Here is a 16,017-nt window from a genome sequence, read left to right on the forward strand (position 1 = left end):
AAGTTTATTTTCCAGCTTTAAATAAAAACTCTTTTTCTTCCTTCGTCAGGCAATCGTACCCTGACTGGCTTATTTTGTCTAAAATCTCATCAATCTGCTGTTGCGTTTTATCTTTCGTAACAATTCTTGATGTCGTTTTTTCTGTAGGTTTTTTGTAATTTTTATGAACTTTTGTAAATGGGGTCGTAGGAGATTTTTTAAAAAGATTTGCAAAGAAATCTAACGTTTTAGAAACAATGATACTTAAATCAGTGCCGTTCTGAAGCAATTTAATATAGGCAAATCCGAAGAAAGCACCAGCAAGATGCGAAATGTGTCCGCCCATATTTCCAAGACGAAACTGCATTAAATCTAAAATTATAATAACTGCAGTAATGTGCCAAAGTTTCACATTTCCGAAGAGAAATAATCGCACATTCATTAAAGGAGAATAAGTTGTTGCGGCCACCAAAATAGCCATAATAGCAGCAGAAGCTCCAACAATGGAACCGCTGATATTAGAAAAATAAAAACTCAGCGCAAAAACTACTCCTGCAAAAAGAGCACTTAGAAGATATAGTCCTAAATATTGCTTTTGAGTAAAATAAGTCAAGAACAAGGTGCTTGCAAAATTAAGCACCATCATATTGAATAACAGATGAAAAAAACCGTCATGAAAGAACGCATACGTTAAAAAAGTCCAAGGTTTAAACATAAAAACCTGAGGATCTGACGACAAAGCCAACCAGTTCGGAAAAGCAAACTGACCTACTGAAAATTGATAGAAAAAGATAAGCGATACAATAAAACATGCTATGTTCCAATACATAACTCGCATAGCGATACCACCCAATCTATACTGTAATTTTAAATCGTCTAGAATATTCATAAAAATTCTTCTATTTTAGAATTCGTACTTTAAAGTTAAAAATTAATTCCAACGGTTGTTATTAAACTGATTTTTTTTCCAGTACAACATCATTAAAAAGCCAGCTATTGCACCACCAACGTGTGCAAAATGTGCGATTCCAGTTCCACCGCTTCCAAATAAAGAACTTCCTTTAAAACCTAAAAACAAATCGATTGCTAAAATTCCAGGAACAAAATATTTTGCCTTGATTGGAACAGGAATAAACAATAGCGCCAGTTGAGCATTTGGAAACATAAATGCAAAAGCTGTAAGCAAACCATAAATTGCTCCAGAAGCCCCTAAAACAGGCGATTGCACAATGAAGCTTGTTTCCCTCAATATATTAAACTGCTCTTGATTACAATGTGCTTGGCTTAAAATATTCAAAACTTCACCCTGAACCATTTTACCATTTGAATCAAAAAGAGACTGATAATCAGCATTTAATATTACATGAAGATCCGATTTAGACAAATTTAAATTAGATACAGAATCTAAAAGAGAATGTATTTGCAAATAATTTACACCCGTATGAAGCAATGCCGCTCCTAAGCCACAAGAGATATAGAAAAACAAGAATTTTTTTCCTCCCCAAAAATGCTCTAAAGCCGAACCAAAACTGTATAATGCAAACATATTAAATAGAATATGAGCAAAGTTTGGCAATGGCGCATGCATAAACATATGCGTAATAATCTGCCAAAGCCTGAAATTATCACTTTCAGGATAATACAACATTAAATAGTCATAAGAAACTGGCACTAACTGAGAGCCAATAAAAAATATAATATTAATAATTAGCAGTTGTTTAACTACTGGCGTGATATTCATCATAAAGCAAACTTTTTATCTATATCTTCAACACGCATGGTAATGAAGGTAGGTTTTTGAAAAGGTGAAATATTTGGATCTTTGCAGGCAAACAAACCGTTTACCAAATTATCTTGTTCTTTTTCGGTTAAATAAGATCCTGTTTTAACCGCTAAACTTTTAGCCATCGACTTGGCAATTGTATCGTTCTGACTGTAGCTGTTTGCTGGAATTCCGTCTTGCAAATCGCTTAATAATTGTTCGATTACCTGCGAGACTTCACTTTCTGTAATATTTACAGGGATTCCAGAAATTACAACGTGATCTGTTTTACTTTCGTCAAAAACAAATCCAGTAGTTTCCAAAGAAGGTTTCAATTCTTCAATCAGTTTCATTTCTGAAGCCGAATAAAACAAATCTAAAGGAAAAAGCAACTGCTGACTAGAAGCTTGATTTACGGTCATATTCAACAAAAATTGTTCGTACAAAATTCGCTGATGTGCACGCTGTTGATCCACAATAATCATTCCTGATTTTATTGGCGATACAATATATTTTTTATGTATTTGATACGTTTTCTGCGTTGCTTGTTCGACATCTTCATCATCAAATAAAGAAGAAGTCACTTCTTCATTTTCAAATGTAAAAGGCGAACTTTCTGTGCTTTCTGGATTTTCAACATCTAACCCAACATACAAACTTTCCCAACTTGCAGTTGGCTCCACCCTCTTAGAAAAACCAGAATACGACGATCCAGAAGATGATGATCCTGATGAAGACGAAAAAGAAGAACCCGAACTATATCCAGATGATCCTGAAGCCGTTTTGCTATAATGCTGATTGGTTTTATCATCTGTGAAAGGATTAAAAGTTCCATCAACCTGAATGGTTGGAATTCCCACTTCTACATCTTTATAGTGATATGGCGTATCTAAATTAGCATCGCGGTCAAAATCTAAAACTGGAGCAACATTAAACTGCCCTAAACTATGTTTTATTGATGCTCTTAAAATAGCATAAAGCGCTTGTTCATCGTCAAACTTAATTTCTGTTTTTGTCGGATGTATATTGATATCAATTGTATTTGGCGGAACCTGCAGGTACAAGAAATAACTTGGTTGAGAACCGTCTTTCAGCAATCCGTCGTAGGCAGACATTACCGCATGATGCAAGAAACTGCTTTTTATAAATCGATCGTTTACAAAAAAGAATTGCTCTCCTCTATTTTTCTTTGCAAACTCTGGCTTGCAAACAAATCCTTGAACATTTATAATTTCTGTATCTTCATTTACTGGAACTAATTTTTCATTTGTTTTCCCTGACATAATACCAACAATTCTCTGACGATATCCTGCTGCTGGTAGATTATACATTTCGCTTCCGTTATGGTAAAAACTAAAATGAATATTTGGATGCGCCAATGCCACACGCTGAAACTCATCCATTACGTGACGAAATTCAACCGTATCCGACTTTAAGAAATTACGGCGAGCAGGAATATTAAAAAATAAGTTTTTAACGGCAAATGATGTTCCTTTTGGCAAAACTGCCACTTCCTGCGAAACAAATTTACTTCCTTCAATTACAATATGCGTTCCTAGTTCGTCTTGATCTTGTTTTGTTTTCATTTCCATATGCGCAATTGCAGCGATCGAAGCCAGCGCTTCTCCACGGAAACCTTTTGTACCAAGCGAAAATAAATCTTCGGCCTGACGAATTTTGGAAGTTGCATGACGGGCAAAACACAAACGAGCATCAGTAACGGTCATTCCGACTCCGTTATCGATAACTTGCACCAGAGATTTACCAGCATCTTTTATAATTAATTTGATATCAGTTGCTTTGGCATCAACAGCATTTTCTAACAATTCTTTTACGACTGAAGCTGGTCTTTGAACCACTTCTCCAGCAGCAATTTGGTTAGCAACGTGATCAGGAAGCAATTGAATAATACTCGACATTAAGCAATAATAGTTTTAAAGTTTAGATTAGGTTTTTACAAACCAAGAAGTACAAATTTAGTGAATTTTGATTGGCTTTTAGAACAAGAACAATCATAAAAAAAACAAAAACCACAACAATCTATAAAACAGAATGATTGCTGGTTAGACACAAAAAAACTAGTCCATCTTCTTGATTTCATCTAAGGTATAAACCCTGTATTCCATTCCCATTTCTTTTGCATTTTCTTCAACTGTGGTTGTAAAACCTGCTTTCTTTCTACGATCGTTAACTTTAGCAGGATTTTGAATTGGAGAAACATAATTAAAAAACTCTTTTTTTCCTGTCTCTTTATTTGTTATTTGTTTCATCTGACCCTGCGTTCCATAAATCTGCTCCTTTCCTTGTTGTGTTAGATAGCGGTCTTGCATTTTAGCAAAGTAGGTAAAAGGTATTTCCTTTTTTTTAGCTTCCTGCTCAATCATTAGCAAATATTCTCCAATTTTTGAACTGTGCTGAATAACATACCACGCAGCAATATTGGTTGGTTCGCCAACTAAACTTTTTCCTGGATAACCATACTGCTTAATAATTTCTTCAATCTTAATCAAGTTAAGAGAATCACGTTTTTTCATTTCAAGCCAAATTCCTTTTCTAAAATTCGGATCATTTTCACGTCCCAGTTCTTTTACTATTTCTAGTTTTCGATTCTCAGAAGTATCAAAATTGATATATTCCCTAAGAATCTGATCAGATTTCATAATAGAATCGAGCTCCTTTTTCAAATTTTCATTGATTTTTTTCTGAGCATAACTTTGAACAAAACATAAAACAAAAGCGTAGAGTAAAAATTTTTTCATAGAAAGTAAATTAAAGATCAACTCAAATGTAATATAATTCTGAACTTGACATAACTTAAGACAATCACAAAAAAAACATAAAAAAAACCTATACATTTAACAGTATAGGTTTTAATATTTTTTAAAACAAACGTGCTTATTCGTTTTCTATTTTCTTCGGCGAATCTTCAATTTGAATCGCACCTGAAGTCAATAACGGCTGATTAAAAACGTGTGCTATCGAAGCCTGCTGGCGAATATATGCCATTTTGATTGCCGCAATTGCTGCTTCAGTTCCCTTGTTGCCGTGAGCTCCTCCGCTTCTGTCAATTGACTGTTGCATATTATTATCTGTTAATACACAGAAAATAACAGGTACATCTGTTTGAACATTCAAGTCTTTAATTCCTTGAGTTACACCTTCGCAAACAAAGTCAAAGTGTTTTGTTTCTCCTTGAATTACACATCCAATTACAATAACTGCATCAACATTTTGAGTCTGAAGCATTTTTTTAGCTCCATAGATCAACTCAAAACTTCCTGGAACATTCCAACGGATAATTTGCTGTGCAGGAACATCGCAATCAACCAAAGCGTCAAAAGCACCATTATAAAGTCCTTCTGTTATAGTATCATTCCATTCAGAAACAACAATCCCAAACCGAAAGTCTTTCGCGTTTGGGATTGTGTTTTTATCGTATTCTGATAGATTTTTATTTTCAGTAGCCATCTGTACTATTTTTGTTATTAAATTTCAGACTGCTAAAATACGAATCTAAAATCTAAAAACTGAACTCAAATAGTATAATTATTGTGCTAATCCAATCAAAGCATCAACAGATGCTGCTTCTGGAGTACTGTCGTAATTATCTTTAATGTCATTAAAATATTTCAATGCATCTTCTTTTTGCCCTAAAGCTAAAGCAGTTTTTCCAGCTTTTAATAAGAAACGAGGCGTTGTAAAATCGTTTTTGTTAGATTCAGCAGCTTTTACATAAAAATCCAAAGCTTCTTTTTGCTGATTTTTTTGAGAGTAAGCATCTCCTGTAGCACCTTTTGCTAAAGCACTTAAGATTACATCTTCAGATTTAAATTCACCTAAATATTTAATTGCCTCATCAAATTTACCAGTATTTAAGTAAGCGATACCAGCATAGTAGTTTGCTAAGTTTCCAGCATCTGTTCCAGAATATTCGTCAGCAATTTTAATAAATCCGAATTTACCTTCAGAACCATTCAATGACAATTTGAATAATGAATCGCTAGAAACACCGTTTACAGCTTTTTCAAAGTTTTGCTGTGCAACAAACATCTCACTTGCAGCTTCTTCTTGCTTAGGAGTTGCAATGAATTTTTGGTAAGCCAAATATCCAATTGTTGCAACTGCAATACCAGCAACTAAACCAATAATGATTTTTTGATTTTTAGCCACCCAGTCCTCAGTTTTTGAAGCCGTCTCATCTAATTTTGAGAAAACTCCAGCTGTAGTACTGTCTTTTTCGTCAATAATTACTTGTTGTTCTTCAGTAACTTCTTTTACTTCCTTTTCTTTTGGTGTCTTATATCCTCTTTTATTGTAAGTTGCCATTTAAAATTTATTTAGTGAACGGCAAAAATAAAATTTTTATTGAAACTGAGGTAAAAAATTTCAATTTTATCACTATTTTAAAAAAAATATTTTTGCATTTCACTTGTCCTTTCGCGAAAGCGCTAAAATAAATCAGTTTGAAACACCTCCAAAGCCAATTATATCGATAATTTTCGGTAATTTGCACCCTCAAATTTTTACTGCTCAAAAACAGCAATTTTTATACTTGGAGTCTCTAAAAAATGCATTTAAACAAAATCTCATTATTCAATTACAAAAACTTTTCAGAGGCAAGTTTTGATTTCGACATCAAAATCAACTGTTTTGTTGGAAAAAACGGCATTGGAAAAACCAATGTGCTCGATGCTATTTACCATTTAGCATATGGCAAAAGCTATTTTAATCCGTTGGCAGTGCAAAATATCAAACACGGTGAAGAGTTTTTTGTTATTGATGCTGAACTCGAAAAAAACGAGAGAACAGAACAAGTTGTTTGCAGTTTAAAAAAGGGACAAAAAAAAGTGCTAAAACGAAACGGAAAAGCATATGATAAATTTTCAGATCATATTGGTTTTATTCCGCTAGTAATTATTTCACCCGCAGATCGTGACTTGATTATTGAAGGAAGCGAAACGCGCCGTAAATTTATGGATAGCGTAATTTCACAGTTAGACTCCACTTATCTGCACGAACTCATTCAATATCAAAAAGTGATTACGCAGCGAAATGCTCTTTTAAAATATTTTGCTTTAAATCATGTTTTCGACAACGATACCTTATCTATATATAATGAACAATTAAACGGTTACGGAAAGTCTATTTTTGAAAAACGAAAAGATTTTCTCGAACAGTTTATACCTATATTTAATAAGCACCATCAAGTAATAACGGGATCGGAAGAAAGTGTACAGTTGGTTTATGAAAGTCATTTGTTTGAGAAAGACCTTTTAGTGCTTTTACAGGAAAACATCAATAAAGACCGCGCACTTCAATATACCAGTGTTGGAATCCATAAAGATGATTTATCTTTTGAAATTGATTCACATCCGATAAAAAAATTCGGATCGCAAGGACAGCAGAAATCTTTTTTGATTGCTTTGAAACTGGCCCAATTTGAATTTCTAAAAAAGCAAAGTGGCGTAAAGCCTATCTTATTGTTTGATGATATTTTTGATAAACTAGACGAAACCCGTGTTGCCAAAATTGTCGAAATGGTCAATAGCGAAACGTTTGGACAGCTTTTCATCTCAGACACTCATCCCGAAAGAACTGAAGCAATTGTGAAATCGACACATCAGACTTATAAGATATTTAATTTGTAAAGTTTTTTTCACGAATTACACGAATTTACGCGAATTATTTTTGCCACAGATCGCAAGGATTAAAATGATTCAATCTGTGTAAATCTTTTAATCTGTGGCTAAATAAGAAAATAAATTAGTGTAAATTCGTGCAATTAGTGGCAAACTAAAAAAACGAATTAGAAAAAAAGTAACTGCAATCAAAAAACACTGAATATGTTAGCGAAAGAATCATTGCAATTTTTAGACGATTTAAAAAAGAACAATAACCGAGAATGGTTTCAGGAAAACAAAAAACGATATGAAGTTTTCAAGAAAGACTACCATCAATTGGTAAACGATTTTCTAGATGCAATGAAACCGCTTGATCCTTCTTTAGAATTATTAGAAGTTAAAAATTGTACTTTTAGAATTAATCGTGATATTCGTTTTTCTAAAGACAAATCTCCTTACAAAGCGCATTTGGGAATCTGGATGTCTGGAGGAACCAAAGGTTTAAACCGCGCCGGATATTATGTGCATATTGAAAAAGGCGCAAGTTTTATAGCAGGCGGATTTTATTCTCCTGAATCTGAAGATCTGAAAAAAGTTCGTAAAGAAATTGCTTTTTTCTATGATGATTTGCAGGAAATCTTAAATAATAAAGATTTCAAAAAAGAATTCGGAAGCTTAGACATCAACGAAAACAATTCGCTTAAAAGCATGCCTCGTGGTTACGAAAAAGATCATCCTGCAATTGAGTTCTTAAAACTGAAAAGTTTCACCGCAACTCAAAAATACGACATTTCCGAAGTTACCCAAAAAGACTTCGTGAAAAAGATAAGCCAGAAATTGATTGCCCTAAAACCTCTAAATGAATTTATAAACCGAGCTTTAGATACTGAAGAATTTTAGTTTTATTCATTACTGTTTTCTAAATCAAACTTAAAAAACGATATCATGAAAACGCTTTTTTCAACATTTCAATTCTTAATAAGATTTTTTTGGTTTAAGAAAAAGCTAATACAATATTCAAAGAAATATGTATATCAATATTGCCTCTATCCTATAATTGAAGAAATAAAGGACGAAAAACTTTGTGATGAAGATTATCTTAACATAAATCTTGCAATACAATCGGTTCCTTTTAAAGGAATATTTGACTATTATCTATCACCCAACGAATACTGCATAACTTCAAAAGATATTGCAGTAGCTTTGAATATGGGATTAAGCGGATATACAAACAAAAATTTTGATCATCAAAAACTTATAGACATTTCATTCTTTCTCATAAAAAAGATCAGAGAAAGATTAATCTACGACAAAAATTTATTACTCCTAATTACTGAATTAGGAAAAGACATCTCATCAATTCAAGAATCTAACAGAAAAGAAATTGAGAAAGCATTTGCAACAAGAAAAAATCTTTTCGAAGCATATTTCAACATATATTCGTCTAATTCATATTCAGAAAAAATTACAATATTTTATCCTGGAGAAAAGAAAACTTATCTAGACTGGAAAAAAGAAAACTCTATAACAGTTAACACATACAAACATGATATACCGCATGGATTCTTTCTTATTGGTTTTGATTATTATCGTGAAAATTGGCTAAAACTAGCAATAAGTACTGAAGAGAAGGAATATTTTAATCCAGAAAACAAAAAGGGCACAATAATCTGGCAATCTTAAAATAGAAATTCTTTTCTCATGGAACCGATGAGAAAATCTAGCTTAATCAAAAACTTATTTTACAAATCTTAATAATGAAAAGGAAAATACTTTTTCTTGGAGAATCTTACCGTCCCGATGCTATAACCTGGATGAAAGGTTTAAAGGAATTTGGTGATTTTGAAATTATCACTTGGGAACTTCAAACATCAAACAATTATAGATTCAAACGCATTTTAGAGTATCTTTTCTCTCCTCTTTCTATTCGAAAAATCATTAAAAAAGAGAAACCAGACATGGTGATTGCAGAAAGAACCACCAGTTATGGTTTTCTCGCCGCATTATCCGGATCTAAAACCATTGCGACTGCACAGCAAGGCCGTACCGATTTATGGCCAGAGGAATCTAAGTTATACCCTTTTAAAAAATTCATTCAGAAATATGCTTTCAAAAAAGCGCACTTAATTCATGCTTGGGGACCTGTTATGACCATTCACATGAAAGAAGTTGGCGTTGACACGAACAAGGTTCTAGTCCTTCCAAAAGGAATTGACTTATCGCTTTTCACACCTTCGACAAACACCTCAGACAAAATTGAAGCAATCGTAACGCGGTCGCTTATGCCAGAATACAGACATGATTCTATTTTAAGATCTTTTGGAATTTTACATCAAAAGGAAATTGACTTCACGCTTACAATTGTCGGAGACGGAACAAGACTGCAGTTTTTGAAAGATTTGGCTAAAGAATTACAAATAGAAAAAAAAGTAATTTTTATAGGAAGAATTCCAAATACAGAACTTCCAAAATTGCTACAGCAATCGAATATCTATATCAGTATGCCAATTACCGAAGGTGTTTCGGCATCTTTATTTGAAGCAATGGCATGCAAATGTTATCCTATAGTTTCAGACATTCCAGGAAACCAAAGTTGGATTACGCATCGAGAAAATGGGCAATTGATTGAAATTGACAATACAGAAATGCTGGCCAATGAATTGATTTGGTCTTTTGAGAATTCTGAATATCGAAATCAGGCTATTATTCGGAATAGAAAATTCGTAGAAGAAAACGCGAATTATGATATTAATATGAAAATCATTGCTGATCGATATCATAAATTGATTGATTCTAGAAAATAATTTAACCGCAAAGTTCGCAAAGATTTACTCAAGGACATAAAGCTTAGCGAACCTTGCGCAAACTTTGTGTCTTTGCGGTAAAAAAACAAGCCGTAACTTTTATTGAAACTCAACGACATACTACTAAAATAAATTGTCTAATTTAATTCTTAAGTAATATGAGCAATAGAAGAAACTGGTTAAAACAAATAGGTTTAGGTGCAGTTGGATTAGGCCTCTGCCAATTTGAAACATTCGCAAATACTCCACCAGAAACATATATTCTTCCAGATTTAGACGAATCACCCATATTATTACGATCAAATGAAAATCCTTACGGGCCTTCTCCACTTGCTCGCGCTGCCATGCAAAAAAGCATCAATAATAGTAATCGATATGGCTGGAATCTTTCAGACGAATTAATTGCACTTATTGCTACAAAAAATAATGTTTCAAACCAGAATATTTTACTTGGCGCTGGCTCAACAGAAATTCTAGACTTAGTTCTTCAATTTACTGCTTTACAGAAAGGCAATTTTATACTGGCCGAAACAACCTTTAATTATTGGGCATTTCCTTCTGAGAAATTAGGTTTAAAAAAAATCACAGTTCCGCTAACTGTCGATAAAAAGCATGATTTAACTGCAATGCTAAAAGCAATTGATTCTGACACAAAAATGATCTATATCTGCAATCCCAATAATCCGACTGGAACAATTTGCGATTATGAGCAACTGGTTTCTTTTGTAAAAGAAGCATCTAAAAAAGTAATTGTTTTTGTGGATGAAGCATATCTTGATTTCACAAAAGAAAAATCATTAAGCAATCTTGTTGTAGAAAATAAAAACTTAATCATTACAAAAACTTTTTCAAAAATGTATGGTCTGGCTGGCGCTCGTATAGGCTACGCCGTTGCATCTTCGTCAACAATTGAAGAACTTAGCGCTTTAAAATCTTCTCCAAATTTGTCTGTCAGTGTAATGTCAACAGCTGCGGCGATGGCGTCGCTGAATGATGATAAATTCATTCAGCAAGTACACGCGGCGAATGAAGAAGTAAAAAAATATACCATCGAGCAGCTTACTAAACTTAATTTAACGTGCATTCCTTCGCACGCAAACTTCATCTATTTTTCTTTAGACAATTATAAAAAAGATTTCTTCAAGCAATTGGAAGCCCACAATATACAAGGAACAAAAATCTATGAAGATAACGGAAAATGGACCAGAATTACCATTGGCACTATGAAAGAAATGCAGCGATTTATTGAAGCAATAAAATAAAATCTAGAGAAAAGTCTTTTTATAGAAAATCTACTCAAATAAATTATTATCGTTACTTTTGATCTCAGAATTTTTCCGAAGTTTCGGAACTTAAAAAGCCTTTTATTTATGGAAATCCAATCCAATTTTTCTTTAAAAAAATATAATACTTTCGGCATTGAAGCCAGTGCTAAACAATTTGTTGCCGTTCATTCTATTGATGAATTGAAAACAGTTTTAGCAGAAAACAAAAACGAGAAAAAATTCATTTTGGGCGGAGGAAGCAATATGCTTTTGACAAAAGATATTGAAGCGTTGGTTATTCATATCGACTTAAAAGGAAAAAAAATAATTAAGGAAGACGATGATTTTGTTTGGGTTGAAAGTCAAGCAGGAGAAACCTGGCACGATTTCGTTCTTTGGACCATCGACAATAATTTTGGCGGATTAGAAAACATGTCTCTTATTCCGGGAAATGTCGGTACAACTCCAGTGCAAAATATTGGCGCTTACGGAACCGAAATAAAAGACACTTTTGTTTCTTGCGAAGCCATGAATATCGCAACGCAGGAAATGAAAACTTTCGACAATGCGGAATGTAATTTTGGCTACCGCGAAAGTATTTTCAAACATGAAGCAAAAGACCAATATATTATTACTTCGGTTGTTTTTAAATTGACGAAACGTAATCATAAAATCAATACCTCTTATGGAGATATTTTGGCTGAATTGGCCAAAAACAACATTACAGAACCCACTTTAAAAGATGTAAGTAATGCCGTAATTGCGATCAGACAAAGCAAATTGCCAGATCCGAAAGAATTAGGAAATAGCGGAAGCTTCTTTAAAAATCCGATTTTATTAAAATCAGATTTTGAGAAAATCCACCAGAAATTTCCAGAAATGAAATTTTATGAAGTTTCAGAAACTGAAGTAAAAGTTCCAGCAGGATGGCTAATTGAGCAGGCAGGTTTTAAAGGAAAACGTTTTGGAGACGCGGGAGTTCATAAAAATCAAGCTTTAGTTTTGGTAAATTACGGAAACGCTACAGGACAAGAAATTTTAGCCGTTTCAAAAGAAGTTCAGAAAACCGTTTTTGAAAAATTCGGCATTCAGATTGAAGCGGAAGTAAACGTGATTTAGAAATTTAGGCTCCAAAATCTCTGAACCTCTGTCACTTTGAGCCTTTGAACCTAAAAAAAGAAAAATGTATACACCAGATTTATACAAAAACGAAAATCAGGAAGAAATCAGAGCTTTTATAAAAGAAAATAGTTTCGGAATCCTGATTAATCAAACTAACGGAAAATTATGTGCAACACATATTCCGATAGAATTGGAAGTGAATGCTGATGGAAAAGAAATCTTGCAAGGACATATTTCAAAACTGAATCCTCAAGCAGAAGGTTTTGCAGCAAACGATCAGGTTTTGGCTGTTTTTACAGGTCCGCATAGTTATATTTCTTCCTCTTGGTACGATCATGAAAATGTTCCGACTTGGAATTATATAGCCGTACATGTTTATGGAAAAATCAAGATTGTTGATTACGAAACTTCGGTAGAACAATTAAAAAAGCTTGTAGACAAATACGAAGTAAATTCTAAAAACCCTGTACGTGTTGAAGATTTATCTGAAAAAACAATGCGTGAAGCCCGAGGAATATTTGGTTTTGAAATAGAAATTGAAGAAATTCAAGCAACCAAAAAACTCTCCCAAAATCGAGACGACCTTAATTACAAAAACATAATTTCGGAATTGGAAAAAACCGAAAACCCTCAGTCTATTGCTGTTGCAAAAGAAATGTCAAAATGCCGAAAGTAAATCGGTTTTAGCTATTGAATTTAGCGAATTGATAAGTACATTTGCAGTCGCAAAACGTGAAATTAATAGAATCAAATAAATCAGATGCTTATATACATATTTTACTTTTTTATTGCTGTAGTTGCAGTTCAACTTTTTTATTATCTCGGAGTTTTTGGAAAATTTGCATTTGCCAAGCCTCAGCATGTGAAGCCTAAGAATCTTCCTGTTTCTGTAATTGTATGTGCAAAAAACGAAGAAGAGAATGTAAAAAAATATATTCCGCTTTTGGCGCAGCAAGATTATCCTGATTTTGAAATTGTTCTAATAGACGATGCATCCAGCGATGAAACTCTTGAGGTTTTTGAAGAATTTGAAAAAGAATTTTCTAATATCCGTTTGGTAAAAGTTGAAAATAACGAAGCCTTTTGGGGAAACAAAAAATACGCCTTAACGCTTGGAATAAAAGCTGCCAAAAAAGATTATTTACTTTTTACAGATGCTGATTGTTTTCCGAGTTCTAAAGATTGGATTACTTCTATGACTTCACAGTTTACCATGAACAAAACAATCGTTTTAGGTTATGGAGGTTACGAAAAAGTAGAGCGTTCATTCCTAAACAAAATCATTCGTTTCGAAACAATTTTAACTGCGATTCAATATTTTTCATGGGCAAAAATGGGTCTTCCATATATGGGAGTCGGTAGAAATCTTGCTTATAAAAAAGAAGAGTTTTTTAAAGTAAATGGCTTTATTGACCATATTCAGATTCGTTCTGGCGACGACGATTTGTTCATTAATCAGGCAGCCAATAAAACCAACACCACCATTTCTTATACACCTGAGAGTTTTACCTATTCAGAACCTAAGAAAACATACAAAGAATGGTTTACTCAAAAAAGAAGGCACATTTCTACAGCAGAGCATTATAAGTTTTTTGACAAAATGCAGCTGGGATTATTTTTCCTTTCACAATTATTCTTCTTTATTTTAGTTATTATATTATTAGCATTTCAATTTCAATGGATCGCTGTATTGGCAATTTTAGCAACTCGCTATACTGTTGTATGGATCGTAATTGGATGTTCAGCAGGAAAATTAAAAGAAAAAGATATTAAAATTTGGTTTCCAGTTGTTGAGATAGCGCTTATATTAACGCAAATTAATATCTTTATAACTAATATCTTTTCAAAACCGGTATATTGGAAATAAATTCTAAAATAGAAAAAGCAAAAAAAGGCGATCAGATCGCCTTTACTTTTTTATTAGATCATTATTGGAATGAGGTGTATGCTTTTATGCTCAAACGTACCGAAAACGAAACTACCGCAGAAGATATTACAATAGAAACTTTCTCCAAGGCTTTTGACAAAATAGCCTCTTATAATTCAGAGTTTCAGTTTAACACCTGGCTTATTGCCATTGCAAAAAATGTCTATATCGATTTACTTCGAAAAAAGAAAACTAATCTTTTTATAGAAATCACAGACAACGAAGACCAGCAGGCATACAACATTGCCGATCCTACTCCATCTGCAGAAGATGCTTTAATTAAAGAACAGAATCTTTCCCGTCTGCTCTTATGCATCAAAGAACTCAAACCACACTATCAAGAAGTAATTCAGCTTCGTTATTTTCAGGAAATGTCTTATCAGGAAATTGCTGCTAAGATTGACGAACCATTAAGTAGCGTTAAAGTAAAACTTTTGCGCGCTAAAAAATTATTAGCCGAAATTATCGAACGTAATAGATAATTTATTATCTTTAATCAAAGAATAAATTATTCTCATATTTATTCTTAAAAACAATACATTTTAATAAACATTAAAAACTACAACATTTACGTTGTTAGCTCAAACCTAAACCTTTTCTGCGTATGATTTAAAGTTACTTAACCTTAAAACCCAAAAATTATGTCTAAATTAAGCATTTATGAAAACAAGTGGACCGATCTTGTTTTCGAGAACAAAAACAAAGAATATGGCGCATATCAATTACGCCAGGAGAATTCCAAAAATTCTGTTACAGCTCTCTTTATGGGTTTATTGTTAATAACGGCTTTAGGAAGTGCACCCGTACTTATTAGCAAATTAAAGACTTCGTCTGTTGAAGTCGAACCAGAACCTAGGATTTACGAACCTACAATTGTACACGTTGATCCAACTGTTGTGCCACCACCACCTGCCCCGCCTGCTCCTATGGTTGAACAAACTGCAGCAAGCCAAACAGAAGCGGTTCAATTAACCAATCCTGTAGTAGTAACAACAAAAGAAGCTGTTAAGGAAATCGCTCCTAATACAGAAAATGCACCCGTTGTAGAAAATGCTTCTGGAACAGGAACTGCTACTAATACCTTACCTACAACAGGAGGAGGAAATGGCGAAGTTGCTTCGGTTGCACCACCAAGCAATGATCCCGTTTCTACTGCGATTTTGGATAAACTTCCAGAATTTCCAGGTGGAATTGCTCAGTTTTACAAGTATGTTGGAAACAATTTCCACAGACCAGAACTTGACGTAGAAAAAACACTAAGAGTGTATGTTTCATTTGTCGTTGAAAAAGACGGATCGATCACTGACATTATTGTTAAAAACGATCCAGGTTACGGAATGGGAAAAGAAGCCATTAGAGTTTTAAAATCATTAAAAACAAAATGGGCTCCAGGAATTCTAGACGGAAAACCAGTGAGAACAGCATATAACCTTCCTATCACAATAAAAACAGAAGTAGAATAATATAAATATTTTGAAAAGCAAAAGCAGAACTTAGGTTCTGCTTTTTTTGTTACATTTAATTTATTAATCAAAAT

The 16,017-nt window shown here is 33.4% G+C and carries 16 protein-coding genes; 10 read left to right on the forward strand and 6 right to left on the reverse strand.

The features are described 5' to 3' along the window. Positions 1-4 precede the first annotated feature (4 nt). From AC5ZCW_RS11615 to AC5ZCW_RS11640, 6 genes are all read right to left on the reverse strand, one after another. On the reverse strand, positions 5-868 hold the full coding sequence (locus AC5ZCW_RS11615; protein WP_496119937.1) for a rhomboid family intramembrane serine protease: 864 nt from the start codon (positions 866-868) through the stop codon (positions 5-7). 42 nt (positions 869-910) lie between these two features. After that, a complete protein-coding gene (locus AC5ZCW_RS11620; protein ID WP_343544939.1) occupies positions 911-1,723 on the reverse strand; it encodes a rhomboid family intramembrane serine protease in 813 nt (270 codons plus the stop codon). After that, positions 1,720-3,660, reverse strand: coding sequence for a DNA mismatch repair endonuclease MutL (mutL, locus tag AC5ZCW_RS11625; protein WP_496119940.1), 1,941 nt, complete (start codon positions 3,658-3,660; stop codon positions 1,720-1,722). Before mutL ends, AC5ZCW_RS11620 begins: the two co-directional genes overlap by 4 nt. Positions 3,661-3,819: 159 nt before the next feature. Then, positions 3,820-4,500 (reverse strand): DUF6624 domain-containing protein, encoded by a 681-nt coding sequence (locus tag AC5ZCW_RS11630; RefSeq protein ID WP_496119941.1) that lies wholly within the window; start codon positions 4,498-4,500, stop codon positions 3,820-3,822. Positions 4,501-4,636: 136 nt separating this feature from the next. Beyond that, complete coding sequence (gene ribH / locus AC5ZCW_RS11635; protein ID WP_343544936.1) at positions 4,637-5,209, reverse strand: 6,7-dimethyl-8-ribityllumazine synthase; 573 nt, start codon at positions 5,207-5,209, stop codon at positions 4,637-4,639. A gap of 78 nt (positions 5,210-5,287) precedes the next feature. Next, positions 5,288-6,067 carry a tetratricopeptide repeat protein gene (locus AC5ZCW_RS11640; protein ID WP_177212178.1) on the reverse strand — a complete coding sequence of 260 codons (780 nt, stop codon included), beginning with the start codon at positions 6,065-6,067 and terminating at the stop codon, positions 5,288-5,290. A gap of 242 nt (positions 6,068-6,309) precedes the next feature. On the opposite strand from AC5ZCW_RS11640, the gene recF reads away from it, so the two are divergent. The 10 genes from recF (at position 6,310) to AC5ZCW_RS11690 (ending at position 15,943) form a co-directional block, all read left to right on the forward strand. After that, entirely contained in the window at positions 6,310-7,389 is a 1,080-nt protein-coding gene (gene recF / locus AC5ZCW_RS11645; protein ID WP_496119944.1) for a DNA replication/repair protein RecF, read from the forward strand. A 195-nt stretch (positions 7,390-7,584) separates the two neighbouring features. Then, positions 7,585-8,262, forward strand: a complete 678-nt coding sequence (locus AC5ZCW_RS11650; RefSeq protein WP_496119946.1) for a DUF2461 domain-containing protein — start codon at positions 7,585-7,587, stop codon at positions 8,260-8,262. 45 nt (positions 8,263-8,307) lie between these two features. Beyond that, positions 8,308-9,045, forward strand: coding sequence for a hypothetical protein (locus AC5ZCW_RS11655; protein WP_496119948.1), 738 nt, complete (start codon positions 8,308-8,310; stop codon positions 9,043-9,045). 74 nt (positions 9,046-9,119) lie between these two features. Further along, complete coding sequence (locus tag AC5ZCW_RS11660; RefSeq protein ID WP_496119950.1) at positions 9,120-10,166, forward strand: glycosyltransferase; 1,047 nt, start codon at positions 9,120-9,122, stop codon at positions 10,164-10,166. Between the two features lie 158 nt (positions 10,167-10,324). Next, on the forward strand, positions 10,325-11,428 hold the full coding sequence (locus tag AC5ZCW_RS11665) for a pyridoxal phosphate-dependent aminotransferase (protein ID WP_496119952.1): 1,104 nt from the start codon (positions 10,325-10,327) through the stop codon (positions 11,426-11,428). Positions 11,429-11,536: 108 nt separating this feature from the next. Then, a complete protein-coding gene (gene murB / locus AC5ZCW_RS11670; protein ID WP_496119954.1) occupies positions 11,537-12,550 on the forward strand; it encodes a UDP-N-acetylmuramate dehydrogenase in 1,014 nt (337 codons plus the stop codon). Positions 12,551-12,614: 64 nt separating this feature from the next. Then, positions 12,615-13,229: an FMN-binding negative transcriptional regulator gene (locus AC5ZCW_RS11675; protein WP_496119956.1), complete on the forward strand. Its 615-nt coding sequence runs from the start codon at positions 12,615-12,617 to the stop codon at positions 13,227-13,229. Positions 13,230-13,313: 84 nt separating this feature from the next. Next, positions 13,314-14,420 (forward strand): glycosyltransferase, encoded by a 1,107-nt coding sequence (locus AC5ZCW_RS11680; protein ID WP_343544929.1) that lies wholly within the window; start codon positions 13,314-13,316, stop codon positions 14,418-14,420. Next, entirely contained in the window at positions 14,411-14,962 is a 552-nt protein-coding gene (locus tag AC5ZCW_RS11685; protein ID WP_281633811.1) for an RNA polymerase sigma factor, read from the forward strand. Before AC5ZCW_RS11680 ends, AC5ZCW_RS11685 begins: the two co-directional genes overlap by 10 nt. Before the next feature lie 159 nt (positions 14,963-15,121). Then, positions 15,122-15,943 carry an energy transducer TonB gene (locus tag AC5ZCW_RS11690; RefSeq protein ID WP_496119958.1) on the forward strand — a complete coding sequence of 274 codons (822 nt, stop codon included), beginning with the start codon at positions 15,122-15,124 and terminating at the stop codon, positions 15,941-15,943. Positions 15,944-16,017 lie beyond the last annotated feature (74 nt).

The organism is Flavobacterium sp. PLA-DH12, from assembly GCF_059511845.1.